The sequence below is a fragment of the Pseudomonas sp. JH-2 genome (assembly GCF_036231725.1).
In the GTDB taxonomy this organism is placed as follows: domain Bacteria; phylum Pseudomonadota; class Gammaproteobacteria; order Pseudomonadales; family Pseudomonadaceae; genus Pseudomonas; species Pseudomonas delhiensis.
Genome location: NZ_JAZAQP010000026.1, coordinates 62,025 through 80,819, shown reverse-complemented (window position 1 = coordinate 80,819; position 18,795 = coordinate 62,025). Strand labels below are relative to the sequence as shown.

Here is an 18,795-nt window from a genome sequence, read left to right as displayed (position 1 = left end):
CAGGGGGAATGAGTGCACAATACTCACCATTCGGCCCGCTTGAGAGGCCTCATCTTCTGACTTCATTGCCTGATTCTATGAGCAGCATTGCATCCGACCGCAACCGGGCACGCATGGTCGCCCTGCTGGAGGCGCTGGCCCCCAACGAGGGGTACAACCTCACGTCCCTGGCCAGCGTGCGCATCCTCAGGTCGGATCGCCCGCTGGCCCGGACGCCGGTGCTCTACGACCCCGGTATCGTGATCGTCTGCCAGGGCTGCAAGCGCGGGTACTTCGGCGACCAGGTCTATGTGTACGACGAGCAGCATTACCTGGCCGTCGCAGTGCCCGTGCCCTTCACCATGGAAACGGACGCGACGGCCGAACGCCCGCTGCTGGCCCTCTACATGCACCTGGATTTCCAGCTCGCCGCCGAGCTGATGATCCAGATCGACCAGCAGCGGGCACCAGCGCCGGAGGATGCGCCGCGAAGCATGATGTCCAGCCCCATGGACGAGGCGCTGGCCGCTTCCGTCCTGCGCTTTCTGGCGGCGCTGAACGACCCCCTGGAGGCGAGGGTTCTCGGCCCCGCCTTGCTGCGCGAGCTGTATTTCCGCGTGCTGACCGGCGCCCAGGGCAATGCCATGCGCGCGGCGCTGGCCATGCAGGGGCGCTTCGGCAGGATCGCCAGGGCGCTGCGGCGCATCCACGCCGATTACGCGCAGCCGCTCGATCTGCCGCAGCTTGCCGACGAAGCCGGCATGAGCGTTCCGTCGTTCCACAGCCATTTCAAGGCGATCACCCAGACCTCGCCCATGCAGTACGTGAAGTGCACGCGCCTGCACCAGGCCCGGCTGCTGATCGTGCGCCAGGGCATGACGGCGCAGGCCGCCAGCCATGCCGTCGGCTACGCCAGCGCCTCGCAGTTCAACCGGGAGTTCAAGCGGCTGTTCGGCCGTTCGCCCCAGGCGGAGGCCAGGCGGATGCGCGAGAGTTTTGCGATTCCGCCGGTGCATGGGGAGGCGGTGTATGTGTCTTCCCATTAGGCCGTTCGGGGCAATCGCGGACGGAGTCCGCTCCTACGTAGCCCGGCCCACGCCATTCCCTTGTAGGAGCGCGCCCTGCGCGCGAATCGCGGGCAGGGCCCGCTCCTACGCCCGTACCTCCTGGAACCGTAGGAGCGGACTCTGTCCGCGATCATGGCGGATAACGCCGTAGGCGTTATGCGCCCTACGGGGAGCCCGGGAGCTTCGCGGTTTCGCATCACGCCGAACGGTCCCCTCTCCCGCTTGCGGGGGAGGGTTAGGGAGGGGATGGAGTCAGGGTTCGCGAGCAAGCTCGCTCCTACGAAGAGCAGTGCCGCTCTTGATTTTGGATTTCCAGAGAAATATCCGAGCGCACCGGAACGCCCCTTCAGAAGGCCGAGCGAAACCGGCGCTCAGGAGGTCATGCGACATGGATGTCGCTAGAGCCCCGATCAGCACAGGGACGTGCTGTCGGGGTGGGCCTCCGTGGCGGGGGAATTCGCGAGGGTAGCCCGGCTCCATCGGGCCCGTATGCGGGGCAAGCCTTTTTGGTTCCTTTTGTGGCGTTTGACAAAAGGGACTCGCCCGAGGGGGCGAAACAAGAAACATCAACGCACTCGGAGCGGCGCGCCACACCAAGCCCCCAACCCAATAGACGGTGTTTGCCGGTGGCAGCTGTGTTCCGGGGTTTACGCCGTTCCCTCTCCCCAACCCTCTCCCTGAAGGGAGAGGGGCTGTCCGGTGTGAGTGGGAGGTTCGGCGTCAACCTGTAGGAGCGGACTCCGTCCGCGATTTTCCTTTCAGGCACCGCCCGCCTGGTCCACCGCGGCCAGCACCCGCGTGGAGTACACCAGGGCGGCGCCGGTGTTCATCGCCACCGCCACGCCCAGGGCCTCGGCGATTTCCGCCTTGCTGGCGCCTTCCTTCACCGCTTCGGCGGCGTGTACCGAGATGCAGCCGTCGCAGCGGGTGGTCACCGCCACGGCCAGGGAGATCAGCTGGCGCGTCTTGGCGTCCAGGTGGCCGGTTTCCTGGCCGGCGCCGCTGGCGGTGAGGTAGCCGTCGACGGTGCCCGGGGAGAGCTTCCCGAGCTCGCCCACGCCGGCCATCAGCTGATTGCGGTGTGCGTTCCAGTCCATCATGTGTCCATCCTCCGGGTGATGCTGCCTCGGCAGCCGACAGGTGCCGATGACGCTACCCACTGGCGCGGCGCGGGGCACTACGCCTTTGGCGGCGGATGGGCGGGACTTTGGGAGGAGGGCGCGGCCGCCTATTCCTCGTGGCGGCCCGTGCCCTCGCGGTCGCGCAGGTAGTGCCTGGCCAGGGGGAAGGCCGGCAGCCAGGATTCGCGGCGGAGGGTCCAGCTTTCGTAGGTCGGCACAAACTGGTCCGGGGCGTCCAGGGTGCCCAGGTGCACTTCGATTTCGTCCGCGCTGCGCGAGAAGACCGACGAGCCGCAGCGGGGGCAGAAATGGCGCCCCGCGTAGTCGTGGGTCTCGCCTTCGATGGCCACCGCGGCCTCGGGGAATATCGCCGAGGCGTGGAACAGGGCGCCATGGTGCTTGCGGCAGTCTAGGCAGTGGCAGAGGCCGACCCGGTAGGGGCGCCCCGATGCCACGAGACGGACGTTGCCGCACAGGCAACCGCCGGTGAACTGGTCCATGCTGCATCTCCTCTGGAATCGACCCTTGGGATGTCTCCCGCCGGCCTTGGCGGTTGCTGTGAAAATACAGGAAGGGGCTATGCTCGTGGGAGCATCTTCCGGCCCGGCGCGGGCATCCGGGCGCTTCCCGTCGGCAGGGCGGGGAGGGCCCTGCGAAAAAGCGCCGCGAACGCTTAGAATCCGCCACCCTCCACCGTACAGACAGTCCCGTTCAGACGTATGGCGCTCGATCCTCCCACGATGTTGACCCTCTCGATCGCCCTGGCAGCGGCCGCCGCCCTGTACCTGGCGATCGAGTGGCGCAACGTACGCGAACCCTCGCTGCTGTTCTGGAGCGCGGGCTTCGCCACCATCACCGTCGGCTCGACCCTCGCCCTGCTGCGCATGCGCGGCTTCCCGCTCATCGGCATCTGGTTCGCCAACGGCCTGCTGGTCACCGCCCACTGGCTGTTCCTGCTGGGCGTCGCGCGCTTCACCGAGGCGCGCCTGTCCCGCGCCTGGTACCTGATCTTCGTCGCCTGGGCGGGCATGTTGCTGCTGCCGGACGGGCAGGCCTGGTCGAAGGTGATGCTGCTGGCCAACTCGCTGCTGGTGGCGTTGCCGACGCTGCGCGCCAGCGCGCTGCTGCGGCCCCATGGCAAGTCGTTGAGCGTGGGCGCGGTGCAGCTGCGCTACGTGTTGCTGGTGCACGGGCTGTTCTACCTGGCCAAGGCGCTGACGGCGGTGCTGCCGGGCACGCTGATCGACCTCACGGCCTTGCGCGGCGAGATCATCCAGGTCTCGCTGGTGGAGGGGGCGATGGCGATCATGCTGATCGCGCTGTCGATGACCGGCACCGAGCGCTACCGCCGCGAGAAGCGCATGGCCCGGCTGGCCGCCCGCGACCCGCTGACCGCCCTGTACAACCGCCGCGCCCTGGAAGTGCGCGCCCCGCGGCTGCTGGAGGAAGTCTCCAGCGTGCAGCCGGGCGCCCTGCTGCTGATCGACATCGACAACTTCAAGCTGGTCAACGACCTGCACGGCCACATCGCCGGCGACCGGCTGCTGGTGACGCTGAGCGAGATGATCCGCTCGCTGCTACCCGAGGGCGCGCTCGCGGCCCGGCTGGGCGGCGACGAGTTCGTCATCCTGCTGAGCGACGTGACCCCCGAGCGGGTCGTGGCGCTGGGCGGCGCGCTGCGCGAGCAGTTCCACAAGGCCGCCACGCAGGCCTTCGCCACCCCCGCGGCGGTGACCCTGAGCATCGGCGCCAGCCTGTTCGACCAGCCGCCGGCGAGCCTGGCGGCGCTGATCGAGCAGGGCGACGCCGCGCTCTATGAGTCTAAGCGCGGCGGGCGCGACAGCATCCGCCTGGTGGACCGCAGCTTTTCGTAGGAGCGAGGGGGGCGCCTAGCTCTTGCTCGCGAACCCTGGGTTTCCGCGTTCGCGATAGTTCGTAGGGCGCATAACGCCTACGGCGTTATCCGCCAAATCTTGGACAGAGTCCGCTCCTACGCGGGCCGAGCCATGCCATTCCCCTGTAGGAGCGCGCCCTGCGCGCGAATCGCGGGCAGGGCCCGCTCCTACAGCTCCAGGAAGCACCGTCGTAGGAGCGGACTCCGTCCGCGATTGGATTCACCGGCCACGCCGAACGCCCCGGTAGCACGGCCAACGGCGGATAACCGCGAACGGTTATTCGCCCTACGGTCGGGCACGGTCGTAAGGACTCTGTCCGCGATTGGAGATGCCCCTACCGGATGTCCGGCCCGCCACCGGAGCCGTGCGTTTGGCGGGACAATCCACCGATGGCCCGTCCGGGCCACGAGCCACCCATCTCGACCGGCAGGGCTTCGCGGCACGGCATGTCGCGGTGCCGGCCCGCCGGCGCGAACGCCAGGAGGTCAACCCCATGAGCGCGATTCACATTCACCCCTCGCTGGACAACGGCATCCGCCCGGAACAGCCCGGTTTCGCCGGCGGCACCCTGCAATGCCTGTGCGCGACCGACAAGGTGGAAGTCGCGGTCGGCGCCCAGACGCTGCACAACCACGCCTGCGGCTGCACCAAGTGCTGGAAGCCCGCGGGGGCGACCTTCTCGGTGGTCGCGGTGGTGCCGCGGGACAAGGTCAGCGTGCGCGCCCACCCCGAGAAGCTGCACATCGTCGACGAGAGCGCGGTCATCCAGCGCCATGCCTGCCGCGAGTGCGGCGCGCACCTGTTCGGCCGCATCGAGAACCAGGGACATGCCTTCTACGGCCTGGACTTCGTGCATACCGAACTGTCCCCGCAGGAGGGCTGGTCGGCGCCGGGCTTCGCCGCCTTCGTCTCCTCGGTGATCGAGAGCGGCACCCCGCCGGCGCAGATGGCGGCGATCCGCCAGCGCCTGCGCGAACTGAACCTGGAGCCCTATGACTGCCTGTCGCCGCCGCTGATGGACGCGCTGGCCACCCACGCCGCCAAGCAGAAGGGTACCTACCGCGAGGCTTGACGGCGGCGGGGCGGAGCCCACCCACCCGATCGAGGCTCTCGGATAGCGCGGGCCTCGTCAGGCATACTGCCGGGCAACAGAGCACCGAGTCCGTCCCCATGCCCCACAGCAAGCCCCCCGTTCGCGCCCCCGGCGCCAGCGGTTTCGTCGAAGTGCGCGGCGCGCGCGAGCACAACCTCAAGGACGTGGATGTCGCCATCCCGCGCGATGCGCTGGTGGTGTTCTCCGGCGTGTCGGGCTCCGGCAAGTCCTCGCTGGCGTTCGGCACCCTCTATGCCGAGGCGCAGCGGCGCTACTTCGAGTCGGTGGCGCCCTATGCCCGGCGGCTGATCGACCAGGTGGGCGTGCCGGACGTCGACGCCATCGACGGCCTGCCGCCGGCGGTGGCGCTGCAGCAGCAGCGCGGCGCCAGCAACGCGCGCTCCTCGGTGGGCAGCGTGACCACCTTGTCCAGCCTGGTGCGGATGATGTACTCGCGCGCCGGCACCTACCCGGCGGGCCAGCCGCTACTGTACGCCGAGGACTTCTCGCCGAACACGCCGCAGGGCGCCTGCCCGGCCTGCCATGGCCTGGGCCACGTGTACGAGGTGACCGAGGCGCTGATGGTGCCGGACCCGTCGCTGAGCATCCGCGACCGGGCCATCGCCGCCTGGCCGCCGGCCTGGCACGGGCAGAACCTGCGCGACATCCTGGTCACCCTGGGCTACGACGTCGACCGCCCCTGGCGCGACCTGCCGCGCAAGGACCGCGACTGGATCCTGTTCACCGAGGAAACGCCGACGGTGCCGGTGTACGCCGGCTTCACTCCCGCCGAGACCCGCGCGGCGCTCAAGCGCAAGCTGGAGCCCAGCTACATGGGCACCTTCACCGGTGCGCGGCGCTACGTGCTGCACACCTTCGCCAGCACCCAGAGCGCCCTGATGAGAAGGCGCGTATCGCGCTTCATGGAAGGCCGGCCGTGCCCGGCCTGCGGCGGCAAGCGGCTCAAGGCCGAGGCGCTGGCGGTGACCTTCGGCGCGGTGGACATAGGCGCGCTGGCGCAGATGCCGCTGGACCAGGTGGCGGCGCTGCTGGAGCCCATCGCCCGGGGCGATTTCCGTGCCCGGCCCGGCGGCGCGCTCTCGGAGGAGAAGCAACTGGCGGCGCGGCGCCTGGCCGAGGGCGTGGTGGCGCGGCTGCGCACCCTGCAGCAACTGGGCCTGGGCTACCTGACCCTGGACCGCGCCACGCCGACGCTGTCCACCGGGGAACTGCAGCGCCTGCGCCTGGCCACGCAGCTGAGCTCCATGCTGTTCGGCGTGGTCTACGTGCTCGACGAGCCCTCGGCCGGGTTGCACCCCTCCGACAGCCAGGCCCTGTACGACGCCCTGGACAAGCTGCGCGACGCGGGCAACTCGGTGTTCGTGGTGGAGCACGACCTGGAGCTGATGCGCCGCGCGCAATGGCTGGTGGACGTCGGGCCCGACGCCGGGGAGCGCGGCGGCCGGGTGCTCTACAGCGGCGCGCCGGCCGGCCTGCGCGAGGTGGCGCAGTCGCACACCGCCCGCTACCTGTTCGACGAGCTGCCCGCGCCGCCCAGCCGCGGGCGCGAGGCCGCCGGCTGGCTGGAGCTGCGCGGCATCCACCGGCACAACCTGCGCGGGGTGGACGCGCGCATCCCGCTGGGCGTGCTCACCGCGGTCACCGGCATCTCCGGTTCGGGCAAGTCCAGCCTCATCGCCCAGGCGCTGCCCGAGCTGATGCTGGCGTACCTGGGGCACGAGCCCGAGGACGATGCCGCCCAGGGCGGCGACGAGGGCCCGGCGATCCTCGAAAGCACCGGCGGCCACCTGGCCGGCGATGTCGACGCCGTGCAGCGCGTGGTGCAGGTGGACCAGAAGCCCATCGGCCGCACGCCGCGCTCCAACCTGGCTACCTACACCGGCCTGTTCGACCACGTGCGCAAGCTGTTCGCCGCCACCCCCGACGCGCGCCGCCGCCGCTACGACGCCGGGCGCTTCTCGTTCAACGTGGTCAAGGGACGCTGCGACACCTGCGAGGGCGAGGGCTTCGTCAGCGTGGAGCTGTTGTTCATGCCCAGCGTCTACGCGCCATGCCCCACCTGCCACGGCGCCCGCTACAACGAGGCCACGCTGCAGGTGCGCTGGAACGGGCGCAACATCGCCGAGGTGCTGCGCATGACGGTGGAGGAGGCCTGCGACTTCTTCGCCGCCGAGGAAGCGGTGGCACGCCCGCTGCGCCTGCTGCGCGAGATCGGCCTGGGCTACCTGCGCCTGGGCCAGCCGGCCACCGAGCTGTCCGGCGGCGAGGCGCAGCGCATCAAGCTGGCCACCGAGCTGCAGCGCAGCCAGCGCGGCCGCACCCTGTACGTGCTGGACGAGCCCACCACCGGCCTGCACGTGGCGGATGCCGACCGCCTGATGGTGCAGTTGCAGCGGCTGGCCGACGCCGGCAACAGCGTGGTGATGATCGAGCACGACATGCGCGTGGTGGCCCAGGCCGACTGGGTGATGGACGTGGGCCCGGGCGCCGGCCAGGCCGGCGGCCGCCTGGTGGCCTGCGGCACTCCGCGGCAACTGGCGAAGGCGAAGGGCAGCCGGACCGCGCCCTACCTTGCCGCGGAACTGGCCCGCCACGCGCCGCGCCCGCGCCGCGGCAAGCGCTGAGGGCGGATGGCGACAGGCGCTCGTGCGAGCGCCCGGGGCCGGTCAGGCCCGTTTGGTAGACGGCAGCAGGATGGTCAGGCAGCCCAGCAGTGGCAGGTAGGAGCACAGCTTGTACACGTACTCGATGCCGTGGATGTCGGCCAGGTGGCCGAGCAGGGCGGCGCCGATGCCGCCGAAGCCGAACATCAGGCCGAAGAACACCCCGGCGATCATGCCGACGTTGCCGGGCACCAGTTCCTGGGCGAAGACCACGATGGCGGAGAACGCCGAGGCGAGGACGAAGCCGATGACCATGCTCAGCACGCCGGTCCAGAACAGGTCGACGTAGGGCAGGGCCAGGGTGAAGGGGGCCACGCCGAGGATGGAGAACCAGATCACCGCCTTGCGCCCGATCCTGTCGCCCACCGGGCCGCCGAAGAAGGTGCCGGCGGCCACTGCGCCGAGGAACAGGAACAGGTACAGCTGCGAGCTGGCCACCGAGAGGTGGAACTTCTCGATCAGGTAGAAGGTGAAGTAGCTGGTGAAGCTGGCCATGTAGAAGTACTTGGAGAACACCAGCAGCGCCAGCACCACCAGCGCGGCGTTCACCCGGCCCCTGGACAGGCCGTGGGTGGCCTTGCTGCCCTGCTTGAGCCTGAACAGGTTCAGGTGGTTGCGGTACCAGCGGCTGAGGCCGTAGAGCACGCCGATGGCGAAGACCGCGAACAGGCCGAACCAGGCCACGTTGCCCTGGCCGTAGGGCACGATGATGGCCGCGGCCAGCAGCGGGCCGAAGGCGCTGCCGGCGTTGCCGCCGACCTGGAAGGTGGATTGCGCCAGGCCGTAGCGCCCGCCCGAGGCCAGGCGCGCGATGCGCGAGGTTTCCGGGTGGAAGGTCGAGGAGCCTATGCCCACCAGCGCCGAGGCCAGGAGGATCGCCGGGAAGCTGCCGACGAAGGCCAGCAGGAGGATGCCGACCAGGGTGCAGACGCTGCCCGCCGGCGCCAGCCAGGGCTTGGGATGGCGGTCGGTGTGGTAGCCCACCCAGGGCTGCAGCAGCGAGGCGGTCAGCTGGAAGGTCAGGGTGATCAGGCCGACCTGGGTGAAGCTCAGCCCGTAGTTGGCCTTGAGCACCGGGTAGATCGACGGCAGAACGGCCTGGATCAGGTCGTTGATCAGGTGGGCCAGGGCGCAGGCGCCGATCACGCGCATGACCAGGGGGCTTGCTTGGCTGGCGACGGAAGCGGCAGCCGTGGGGGCGGCGATAGTGGACATGGTACTCCGGGCAGCAAGGTGCGGCCGGCGCGCGGGCGCGGCCATCGTTATTGATTGGCGGAGTCCTATCCTAGGCAGTGCCGGGCCGCCCGTCTTGCGAGTTTCGGACGTTGGGTATCGAGAAACGGGCAATTCGCACCGGGAAGGCCCTGGGCGGGAGCGTTCGGCCGTGGCCAGGCCGCACCCAGCCGGGCATCGAGGCCCGCCTTGCGCGGGCCACAAGGCGAAACGGGACGCCAGGCGTCCCGTTCCGTCATCGCTGGCCGATCAGGCCAGGGCGGCGAGGTCGTTGCGCAGCTCGCGGGCCGCCGCCACCATGTTCACCAGCGCGGCCTCGGTCTCCGGCCAGGCGCGGGTTTTCAGGCCGCAATCCGGATTCACCCAGAGGCGCTCGGCGGGGATGCGCTGGGCCGCCTTGCGCAGCAGCTTGACCATCTCTTCCCGGCTCGGCACCCGCGGCGAGTGGATGTCGTAGACGCCCGGGCCGATCTCGTTCGGGTAGTCGAACTTCTCGAAGGCCTCCAGCAGCTCCATGTCCGAACGCGAGGTCTCGATGGTGATGACGTCGGCGTCCATGGCGGCGATGGATTCGATCACGTCGTTGAACTCGCTGTAGCACATGTGGGTGTGGATCTGGGTTTCGTCGCGCACGCCCGAGGCGCACAGGCGGAAGGCCTCGGTGGCCCACTCCAGGTAGGGTGCCCAGGCGCTCCTGCGCAGCGGCAGGCCCTCGCGGAAGGCCGCCTCGTCGATCTGCACGATCCTGATGCCGGCCGCTTCCAGGTCGACCACTTCGTCGCGGATGGCCAGCGCCAGCTGGCGCGCCTGCACCTCGCGGGGCACGTCCTCGCGCGGGAAGGACCACATCAGCATGGTCACCGGGCCGGTCAGCATGCCCTTCATCACCTTGCCGGTGAGGCTCTGGGCGTAGGTGATCCACTCCACGGTCATGGCCTTCGGGCGGCTCAGGTCACCGAAGATCACCGCCGGCTTCACGCAGCGCGAACCGTAGCTCTGCACCCAGCCGAAGCGGGTGAAGACGTAGCCGTCGAGCTGCTCGGCGAAGTACTCGACCATGTCGTTGCGCTCGGCCTCGCCGTGCACCAGCACGTCCAGGCCCAGGTTCTCCTGGATCTGCACGGCATGGCGGATCTCGCTGTGCATGGCCTCGGTGTACTCGGCCTGGCTCAGCTTGCCCTGCCTGAACGACTGGCGCGCCAGGCGGATGGCCGAGGTCTGCGGGAAGGAACCGATGGTGGTGGTGGGGAATGCCGGCAGGTCGAGGCCGGCGCGCTGCTTGATGATGCGCTCGGCGAACGGGGAGTGGCGCTGGGCATCGCTCGGCTCGATGGCGGCCAGGCGGGCCTGCACGGCCGGCTTGTGGATGCGCGGCGAGGCGGCGCGGCTGGCCTGTACGGCGCGGCTTTGTTCCAGGGCGGCAACGACGTCGGCGGCCTGCGGCTCGGTGGCGGCGCGGGCCAGCACGGCCACTTCGGCGCACTTCTGCACGGCGAAGGCCAGCCAGCTCTTCAGCTCGGCGTCGAGCTGGTCTTCGCGCTCCAGGTCGACCGGGCTGTGCAGCAGCGAGCAGGACGGCGCGAGCCACAGGCGCTCGCCGAGGCGTTCCTGGGCGTGGCGCACGATGTCCAGGGCCTTCTCCAGGTCGCAGCGCCAGACGTTGCGGCCGTTGACCAGGCCCAGGGACACGACCTTGTAGGCCGGCAGGCGGTCGAGGATGCTCGGGTACTGTTCCGGGGCGCGCACCAGGTCGATGTGCAGGCCGTCCACCGGCAGGCCGGCGGCCAGGCCGAGGTTGTCTTCCAGGCCGCCGAAGTAGGTGGCGACCAGTTTCTTCAGCGGCTCGCTCTGCAGCAGGTTGTAGGCGCGCTCGAAGGCGTTCTTCCAGTCCTGCGGCAGGTCGAGCACCAGGATCGGCTCGTCGATCTGCACCCATTCCACGCCCTGGGCGGCCAGGCGCTGGAAGATCTGGCCGTAGAGCGGCAGCAGGCGCTCCAGCAGGTCGAGCTTGTCGAAGTCCGCGCCCTTGGTCTTGCCCAGCCAGAGGTAGGTCAGCGGGCCGATCACCACGGGCTTCACGTTGTGGCCCAGGGCCTTGGCCTCATCGACCTCTTCGAACAGCTGTTCCCAGCTCAGCTCGAACTGCTGGTCGGCAGTGAATTCGGGGACCAGGTAGTGGTAGTTGGTGTCGAACCACTTGGTCAGCTCTTGTGCGAGAAGGGGTTGCGCATGGGCACCGCCGCAGCAGTTGTCGCTGCTCTTCGTTCCAACGGCGCCACGGGCCATGCCGAAGAGCGTCTGCAGGGTCGGCTTGGCATCGCCATGGCCACGGAAGCGCTCGGGGATGACGCCGAAGGTCAGCGAGTGGGTCAGCACCTGGTCGTACCAGGCGAAGTCGCCCACCGGTAGCAGCTCGATGCCGGCGTCCTTCTGTACCTGCCAGTGGGTGGCACGCAACTGCCTGCCGACGGCGCGCAGCCCGGCCTCGTCCAGTTCACCCTTCCAGAAGGCTTCCAGGGCTTTCTTCAGTTCGCGGTCCCGGCCGATACGCGGGAAGCCGAGGTTGTGGGCCAATGCCATGGGTAAATCTCTCCATTGAAAAACCAGTGGAGGGATTTTCGGGATCGGTTCCTCATGAGACAAACTCAATTTATTTACGATGAAATCAAGTTTTATTCATGATAGAGCTTCGTCATCCGTGGTTTCGGGTGCCATGCGGTTCGCGAGCAAGCTCGCTCCTACAGGGGAATGGAATCGGCGCTCGGGCTTTCCCCTCACCCCAGCCCTCTCCCGGAGGGAGAGGGGGCTTGTCCGTGCCGAGAGAAGGAATGGTTTTAGCCGGAAACCTTCAGTGTTACCGGCTAACTCCGGAACACCCAGCTCTGCCCAACGGTCCCCTCTCCCTTCAGGGAGAGGGTTAGGGAGAGGGAAAGGCGTACCAGGCAGCACTTCGGTAACCGGCGAACACCCTTAGCGAGCAGGAACTCGCTAGGCATCCCGCAATTCGAATCTCGGGAACAGCGCTTCCAGCTCGCCCCACAATGCCGCTGCGCCCTGAGGGGCAGGCGTTGCGATGAGTCGCGGATCGAGCTGGCGCCCGCTGCGGGCCAGCTGCACCACGAAGCTTTCCACGCCCATCCCGCGCAGGCGCGTGGCCAGGCGCCGGAGGTGCTCCAGGTCGAACAGCTGCCAATGCACCGTGGTCCGGCATTCGTGGTCCACGCCGCTTTCCAGCAGCAGTTCCAGGCTGCGCCAGTTGGCGCGGCCGCTGCGGGGCACGCCGGTGATGGCGTCCATGTCCTCGGCCAGCGCCTTCACGTCGAACCCCACCCAGTCCGTGTGCGGCAGCGCCCGGGCGAAGGCGCGCGGCTGGATGCCGGCGCTGTGCAGGCCAACGCGAAAGCCCAGTTCGCGGACGGCGGCCATGGCCCCGGGCAGCGCGGCCTGCAGCGTCGCTTCGCCGCCGCTGAACACCGCGGCCTGCAGCAGGCCCTGGCGCCGGCGGAGGAAGGCGAGGATGTCTTCCCAGGGGAGCTGCGCCTCGCCGCGAGCCGGGATCAGCTGTGGGTTGTGGCAGTAGCGGCAGCGCCAGGCGCAGCCCTGGCAGAACAGCACGCAGGCCAGCAGGCCGGGGTAGTCGAGGGTGGTCAGGGGCACCAGGCCCCCGACCCTGAGCGTAGCGCTCATCGCGTCTCGCGGAAGTGGCAGCGCTCGCGGTGCTCGGACTGCTTGCCGGCGTTGAAGGCCGACACCGGGCGGTGGTAGCCCATCACGCGGGTCCAGACTTCACAGCGCTGGCGCTGGTTTTCGGGCAGTTGGCTCGCTTTCATCGGTAGTGCTCCTTTCTTGCGGTTGGTGAAGCGGAGTGTTGCCGGCTCAGCCGCCGCAGCTGCCGCAGCAACTGGCGGCGCGTTGCAGCAGGGCGTCGTCGCACCTGGGGCAGAACTCGTGTTCGCCGGCGAGGTAGCCGTGCACCGGGCAGATGGAGAAGGTCGGCGTGACGGTGAGGTAGGGCAGGCGGAAGCGCCCGAGGGCGCTGCGCACCAGGGTCTTGCAGGCCTCGGCGCTGGAGATGCGCTCGGCCATGTACAGGTGCAGCACGGTGCCGCCGGTGTATTTGCATTGCAGGGCGTCCTGCAGTTCCAGCGCCTCGAAGGGGTCGTCGGTGAGGCCCACCGGCAGCTGCGAGGAGTTGGTGTAGTAGGGCGCATCCGGCGTGCCGGCCTGGAGGATGTCCGGGTGGCGCTTGCGGTCCTCGCGGGCGAAGCGGTAGGTGGTGCCCTCGGCGGGCGTCGCCTCCAGGTTGTAGAGGTGGCCGCTGTCTTCCTGGAAGCCCACCAGCCGCGCCCGCACGTGGTCCAGCAACGCCAGCGCCATCTGCCGGCCGGCCTCGGTGTGCAGGCCCTCGCGGTCGTCGGTAAAGTTGCGCACCATCTCGTGCAGGCCGTTCACGCCGATGGTGGAGAAGTGGTTGCGCAGGGTGCCCAGGTAGCGCTTGGTGTAGGGGTAGAGGCCGGCGTCCATGTGCTGCTGGATGACCTTGCGCTTCACCTCCAGGCTGTCGAAGGCCAGGGCCAGCAGGTAGTCCAGTTGGCGGTAGAGCCCTGCCAGGTCGCCGCGGTGACGATGGCCCAGGCGCGCGCAGTTGAGCGTCACCACGCCCAGCGAGCCGGTCTGTTCCGCCGAGCCGAACAGGCCGTTGCCGCGCTTGAGCAGCTCGCGCACGTCCAGCTGCAGGCGGCAGCACATGGAGCGCACCTGGTTGGGCTGCATGTCCGAGTTGAGGAAGTTCTGGAAGTACGGCAGGCCGTAGCGCGCGGTCATCTCGAACAGGCGCGTGGCGTTGTCGCTGTCCCAGGGGAAGTCGTGGGTGATGTTGTAGGTGGGGATGGGGAAGGTGAACACCCGGCCATGGGCGTCGCCGGCCTGCATCACCTCGATGTAGGCGCGGTTGATCAGGTCCATCTCCGCCTGCAGCTCGCCATAGGCGAAGGGCATTTCCTCGCCGCCGACGTAGGGGACCTGCTCGCGCAGGTCTTCCGGGCAGACCCAGTCGAAGGTCAGGTTGGTGAAGGGCGTCTGGGTGCCCCAGCGCGACGGCACGTTGAGGTTGTAGATGAACTCCTGGATGGCCTGGCGCACCGCGTCGTAGCCCAGCCGGTCCTTGCGCACGTAGGGGGCGAGGTAGGTGTCGAAGGAGCTGAACGCCTGGGCGCCGGCCCACTCGTTCTGCAGGGTGCCGAGGAAATTCACCATCTGCCCGAGGGCGCTGGACAGGTGCTTCGGCGGCCCGGCCTCGACCCGCCCCGGCACGCCGTTGAGGCCCTCGTTGAGCAGCGTGCGCAGCGACCAGCCGGCGCAGTAGCCGGCCAGCATGTCGAGGTCGTGGATGTGCAGGTCGGCCTCGCGGTGGGCGGCGGCGATGGCTTCGTCGTACACCTCGTCCAGCCAGTAGTTGGCGGTGACCTTGCCGGATACGTTGAGGATCAGCCCGCCCAGGGAGTAGCCCTGGTTGGCGTTGGCGCGCACCCGCCAGTCTTCCCGCGAGAGGTATTCGTTCATCGAGGCGGCGACGTCCACCAGCGTCTTGCGCTCGCGGCGCAGGCGGCCGTGGCGTTCGCGGTAGACGATGTAGGCCCGCGCGGTGGGGTAGTGGCCGGCCTCCATCAGGCTGCGCTCGACCAGGTCCTGCACCTGCTCCACGTCCAGGTCGCCCTGCATCGGCAGGCGCGCCAGCACGCGGCGCGTCAGTTCCTGCGCATGGGGCGCGGCGAACTCGCCGCTGGCCTCGCCGGCGGCGGCGATGGCGCGTTCGATCTTGCTCGGGTCGAAGGGGACGGCGGCGCCGTTGCGCTTGCGCAGGCGGCCGGGAAACGGGGCATTCCGTGGCTGGGTCATTTGGCTGGATTCCACAACATGATGTGTTTTGAATTTTCAAGACAACAAGATGTTGTGGAATCTAACGGCGTCGGCCGAGGAAGGATTGACCTCGGTCAATGTTCGGTGCCAGGCGGTTCCGGCCATCGGAGGTATTGACCGCCCCGGCCCTGCGCCCTACGTAGGGCGGCTTCGGCGGGGAAATCCATCCGCCGTTTCCGGCGACGGAGTTCGCTCCTACGCCCGTGCTTCCTGGAACTGTAGGAGCGGACCTTGTCCGCGATAACCGGATGGCCCGGCGCGAATCGCGGATGAGATCCGCTCCTACGCTGCCCCACCGCACCGTGCCCATGTAGGAGCGCGCCCTGCGCGCGAATCGCGGGCAGGGCCCGCTCCTACAGGTTGTCGGTAGTCATGGCATATCCCCCGTAGGATTCCGTCCGCGATTGAACCCGCGGGCCAACCCACGCCCGGCCGAATCAACCCGCCGGCCGGCCCCGCGCCGCATTTGGCTTGCGGATCGCCAGGCGCCGCGGCTTGAGGCCGCTGCCGGGGCCGTTCGCGCCAGCATCCGCCACGGGCTGCAGCCTGGCCCGCGCCGCGTGAAGCTTCCGGTAGCTGTCGATCAGCCGCAGGTGCCTGTCGAGGCCCTCCAGCTTCATGCTGGTCGGCGTCAGGCCGTGGAAGCGCACGCTGCCGTCCACCGAGCCCAGCGCCGCGTCCATCCGCTCGTCGCCGAACATGCGGCGGAAGTTGGCCTCGTAGTCGGCGATTTCCAGTTCGTCGTCCAGCACCACCTCCAGCACCACGTTCAGGGCCTGGTAGAACAGCCCGCGCTCGACCGTGTTGTCGTTGTACTGGAGGAAGGCCTCCACCAGCTCCTTGGCGTCTTCGAAGCGCTGCAGGGCGAGGTGGATCAGCAGCTTCAGCTCGAGGAGGGTCAACTGGCCCCAGACCGTGTTGTCGTCGAACTCGATGCCGATCAGGGTGGTGATGTCGGTGTAGTCGTCCACCTCGCAGTCTTCCAGGCGGTCGAGCAGAGCCTCGAGGCGGGCGTCGTCCAGGCGGTGCAGGTCGAGGATGTCCTCGCGGAAGGCCAGCGCCTTGTTGGTGTTGTCCCAGACCAGGTCCTCCACCGGGTAGATCTCCGAGTAGCCCGGCACCAGGATGCGGCAGGCCGTCGCCCCCAGGTGCTCGTACACCGCCATGTACACTTCCTTGCCCAGGTCTTCGAGGATGCCGAACAGTGTGGCGGCTTCCTCGGCGTTGGACTCCTTGCCCCGGCCGGAGAAGTCCCACTCGACGAACGCGAAGTCGGCCCGGGCGCTGAAGAAGCGCCACGACACCACGCCGCTGGAGTCGATGAAGTGCTCGACGAAGTTGTTCGGCTCGGTCAGCGCCTGGCTTTCGAAGGTGGGCTGCGGCAGGTCGTTCAGGCCTTCGAAGCTGCGGCCCTGGAGCAACTCGGTCAGGCTGCGCTCCAGCGCCACCTCCAGGCTGGGGTGGGCGCCGAACGAGGCGAACACGCCGCCGGTGCGCGGGTTCATCAAGGTCACGCACATCACCGGGAACCGGCCGCCCAGGGACGCATCCTTGACCAGCACCGGGAAGCCCTGTTCCTCCAGGCCGCGGATGCCGGCCAGTATGCCCGGGTACTTCGCCAGCACTTCCTGCGGCACGTCCGGCAGCGCCAGTTCGTTCTCGAGGATTTCGCGCTTCACCGCGCGCTCGAAGATTTCCGACAGGCACTGCACCTGCGCTTCGGCCAGGGTGTTGCCGGCGCTCATGCCGTTGCTGAGGTAGAGGTTCTCGATCAGGTTGGACGGGAAGTACACCACCTTGCCGTCGGACTGGCGCACGAACGGCAGCGAGCAGATGCCGCGCCGCACGTTGCCGGAGTTGGTGTCGTACAGGTGCGAGCCGCGCAGCTCGCCCTCGGGGTCGTAGATGGCCAGGCAGTGCGCATCGAGGATTTCCGCCGGCAGCGCGTCCTTGTGGCCGGGCTTGAACCAGCGCTCGTCGGGGTAGTGCACGAAGGGCGCGTTGGCGATCTCCTCGCCCCAGAACTGGTCGTTGTAGAAGAAGTTGCAGTTCAGGCGCTCGATGAACTCGCCCAGGGCCGAGGCCAGTGCGCTTTCCTTGGTCGCGCCCTTGCCGTTGGTGAAGCACATCGGCGACTGCGCATCGCGGATGTGCAGCGACCAGACGTTGGGCACGATGTTGCGCCACGAGGCGATCTCGATCTTCATGCCCAGGCCGGCGAGGATGCCTGACATGTTGGCGATGGTCTGCTCCAGCGGCAGGTCCTTGCCCGGGATGCAGGTGCGCGCGCCCGCGTCGGCGCTGGGCATCAGCAGAGCCTGGGCATCGGCGTCGAGGTTCTCCACTTCCTCGATGACGAACTCGGGCCCGGTCTGCACCACCTTCTTCACCGTGCAGCGGTCGATGGAGCGCAGGATGCCCTGGCGGTCCTTTTCCGAGATGTCCGCCGGCAGCTCCACCTGGATCTTGAAGATCTGCTTGTAGCGGTTCTCCGGGTCGACGATGTTGTTCTGCGACAGGCGGATGTTGTCGGTGGGGATGTTGCGCGTCTGGCAGTAGAGTTTCACGAAGTAAGCCGCGCACAGCGCCGACGAAGCCAGGAAGTAGTCGAACGGACCCGGTGCGGAGCCGTCGCCCTTGTAGCGGATCGGCTGGTCGGCTATCACCGTGAAGTCGTCGAACCTGGCTTCGAGCCGAAGGTTATCGAGAAAATTGACCTTGATTTCCATGCGGGTTTACCACGGCAAAAAATAAAATGAATAACCCGCCATTATAAGCATTCCGCAAATCTATCCGCCCATTTAACCGCCCGGCGCGCCAGGGCTTCGGCCGGAACGCTAGTTCCCGCTCGCCGCCTGGTAGCGCCCGGCCGCCCGCTGCACCCAGCCTTCGTCGAGCAGCTGCCGCAGGGCGCCTTCGATCAGCTGGCGCTCGGCCGTCAGCGGGCGCTGGTGGGAGAAGCCGAGGTAGAGGTCGGTGCGGCTGTCCGGCTGGAAGCGGGTGCGCACGATCTGGCGGGCCAGCTGCGGGTCGCGCAGTTCGTAGTCCACCTGGCAGTCGGTGCCTATCACCAGTTGCAGACGGCCGAGGGAGAGCATCTGCAGCAGCTGCGTCTCGTTGTTCACGCCGAACTTCTTCAGGCGCTTGTCGGAGTCGAAGGGTTCGAAGTAGGCGGATTCCAGCACGTAGCCGATGGTGGGGCCGAGCAGGTCGTCGTAGCGGGCGATGGCCGGCGCCAGCTGCGGCGAGGCATACAGGCGCGGCGCGCAGGAGTAGTAGGGCAGGGGCAGGTAGTCGATGTAGTGCTCGCGCTCCGGGGTGCGCGCAAGGCCGGTCATCAGGTCCGCCGCGCCGCTCTGCAGGGCGGCCAGGCCGCGGGCCCAGGGCGCGCGGTGCACCTCGAAGCGCAGGCCGGTACGCCTTTCCAGCTCGGCCAGCAGGTCCATGTCCAGGCCGCTGATGCGGCCGTCGGCGCCCTCGATGCGGAAGGGCGGCCAGTAGTCGGTCATCACCCGCAGCGGCGCGTGTTCGTCAGCACCGGCGGCGGTTGCCAGCGCGAGCAGGCCGATGCCCAGCCAGCGGCGAGCGGACGCGACGAACCTGGTGAAGGGCTGGCAAGGCATACCGGCTCCCGGTGATGAAAGGGGTGAGATCGGCGGCTCCCTTGCCTAGGGGCGCTGCAGGCCCCGGAGCATTCGGTCGGCGGACGTTCCATGGGGTGGAGACGTCGCAGAATCCTTACGAATTATCTGAAGGATAGCTTTCTGCCGCCATCTTGCGGAGTGCCGATGGGATAGGGCGAAA

At 68.5% G+C, this 18,795-nt stretch carries 13 protein-coding genes; 4 read left to right on the top strand and 9 right to left on the bottom strand.

The window, feature by feature from the left end:
* Window positions 1-8 precede the first annotated feature (8 nt).
* On the top strand, window positions 9-1,025 hold the full coding sequence (locus VV867_RS18420; RefSeq protein ID WP_176450329.1) for an AraC family transcriptional regulator: 1,017 nt from the start codon (window positions 9-11) through the stop codon (window positions 1,023-1,025).
* A gap of 779 nt (window positions 1,026-1,804) precedes the next feature.
* Here the strand turns inward: VV867_RS18420 and VV867_RS18415 are convergent.
* Both VV867_RS18415 and VV867_RS18410 read right to left on the bottom strand, forming a co-directional pair.
* Window positions 1,805-2,146: a carboxymuconolactone decarboxylase family protein gene (locus tag VV867_RS18415; protein WP_074986491.1), complete on the bottom strand. Its 342-nt coding sequence runs from the start codon at window positions 2,144-2,146 to the stop codon at window positions 1,805-1,807.
* A gap of 128 nt (window positions 2,147-2,274) precedes the next feature.
* Window positions 2,275-2,667 (bottom strand): GFA family protein, encoded by a 393-nt coding sequence (locus VV867_RS18410; RefSeq protein ID WP_328567213.1) that lies wholly within the window; start codon window positions 2,665-2,667, stop codon window positions 2,275-2,277.
* Between the two features lie 219 nt (window positions 2,668-2,886).
* Between VV867_RS18410 and VV867_RS18405 the strand changes: the two genes are divergently transcribed.
* The 3 genes from VV867_RS18405 (at window position 2,887) to VV867_RS18395 (ending at window position 7,800) form a co-directional block, all read left to right on the top strand.
* Window positions 2,887-4,041 carry a GGDEF domain-containing protein gene (locus VV867_RS18405; RefSeq protein ID WP_328567212.1) on the top strand — a complete coding sequence of 385 codons (1,155 nt, stop codon included), beginning with the start codon at window positions 2,887-2,889 and terminating at the stop codon, window positions 4,039-4,041.
* Window positions 4,042-4,555: 514 nt separating this feature from the next.
* Entirely contained in the window at window positions 4,556-5,134 is a 579-nt protein-coding gene (gene gfa / locus VV867_RS18400) for an S-(hydroxymethyl)glutathione synthase (protein WP_109936911.1), read from the top strand.
* A gap of 98 nt (window positions 5,135-5,232) precedes the next feature.
* Complete coding sequence (locus VV867_RS18395; RefSeq protein WP_328567211.1) at window positions 5,233-7,800, top strand: excinuclease ABC subunit UvrA; 2,568 nt, start codon at window positions 5,233-5,235, stop codon at window positions 7,798-7,800.
* A gap of 42 nt (window positions 7,801-7,842) precedes the next feature.
* Here VV867_RS18395 and VV867_RS18390 read toward each other — a convergent pair whose 3' ends face one another.
* From VV867_RS18390 to VV867_RS18360, 7 genes are all read right to left on the bottom strand, one after another.
* Window positions 7,843-9,054, bottom strand: coding sequence for an MFS transporter (locus VV867_RS18390; RefSeq protein ID WP_328567210.1), 1,212 nt, complete (start codon window positions 9,052-9,054; stop codon window positions 7,843-7,845).
* A gap of 267 nt (window positions 9,055-9,321) precedes the next feature.
* Window positions 9,322-11,652, bottom strand: coding sequence for a 5-methyltetrahydropteroyltriglutamate--homocysteine S-methyltransferase (gene metE, locus VV867_RS18385; protein WP_328567209.1), 2,331 nt, complete (start codon window positions 11,650-11,652; stop codon window positions 9,322-9,324).
* A 408-nt stretch (window positions 11,653-12,060) separates the two neighbouring features.
* Window positions 12,061-12,759: an anaerobic ribonucleoside-triphosphate reductase activating protein gene (locus VV867_RS18380; RefSeq protein WP_328567208.1), complete on the bottom strand. Its 699-nt coding sequence runs from the start codon at window positions 12,757-12,759 to the stop codon at window positions 12,061-12,063.
* Window positions 12,756-12,902: an anaerobic ribonucleoside-triphosphate reductase gene (gene nrdD, locus VV867_RS18375; protein ID WP_109936906.1), complete on the bottom strand. Its 147-nt coding sequence runs from the start codon at window positions 12,900-12,902 to the stop codon at window positions 12,756-12,758. Before nrdD ends, VV867_RS18380 begins: the two co-directional genes overlap by 4 nt.
* A 46-nt stretch (window positions 12,903-12,948) precedes the next feature.
* On the bottom strand, window positions 12,949-14,970 hold the full coding sequence (locus VV867_RS18370; RefSeq protein ID WP_328567207.1) for a ribonucleoside triphosphate reductase: 2,022 nt from the start codon (window positions 14,968-14,970) through the stop codon (window positions 12,949-12,951).
* Window positions 14,971-15,428: 458 nt separating this feature from the next.
* The gene (locus VV867_RS18365) at window positions 15,429-17,720 is read right to left on the bottom strand and encodes an OsmC domain/YcaO domain-containing protein (RefSeq protein ID WP_328567206.1); all 2,292 of its coding nucleotides are present in this window, start codon (window positions 17,718-17,720) and stop codon (window positions 15,429-15,431) included.
* A gap of 108 nt (window positions 17,721-17,828) precedes the next feature.
* Window positions 17,829-18,614, bottom strand: a complete 786-nt coding sequence (locus VV867_RS18360; protein WP_328567205.1) for a substrate-binding periplasmic protein — start codon at window positions 18,612-18,614, stop codon at window positions 17,829-17,831.
* Window positions 18,615-18,795: the final 181 nt, after the last annotated feature.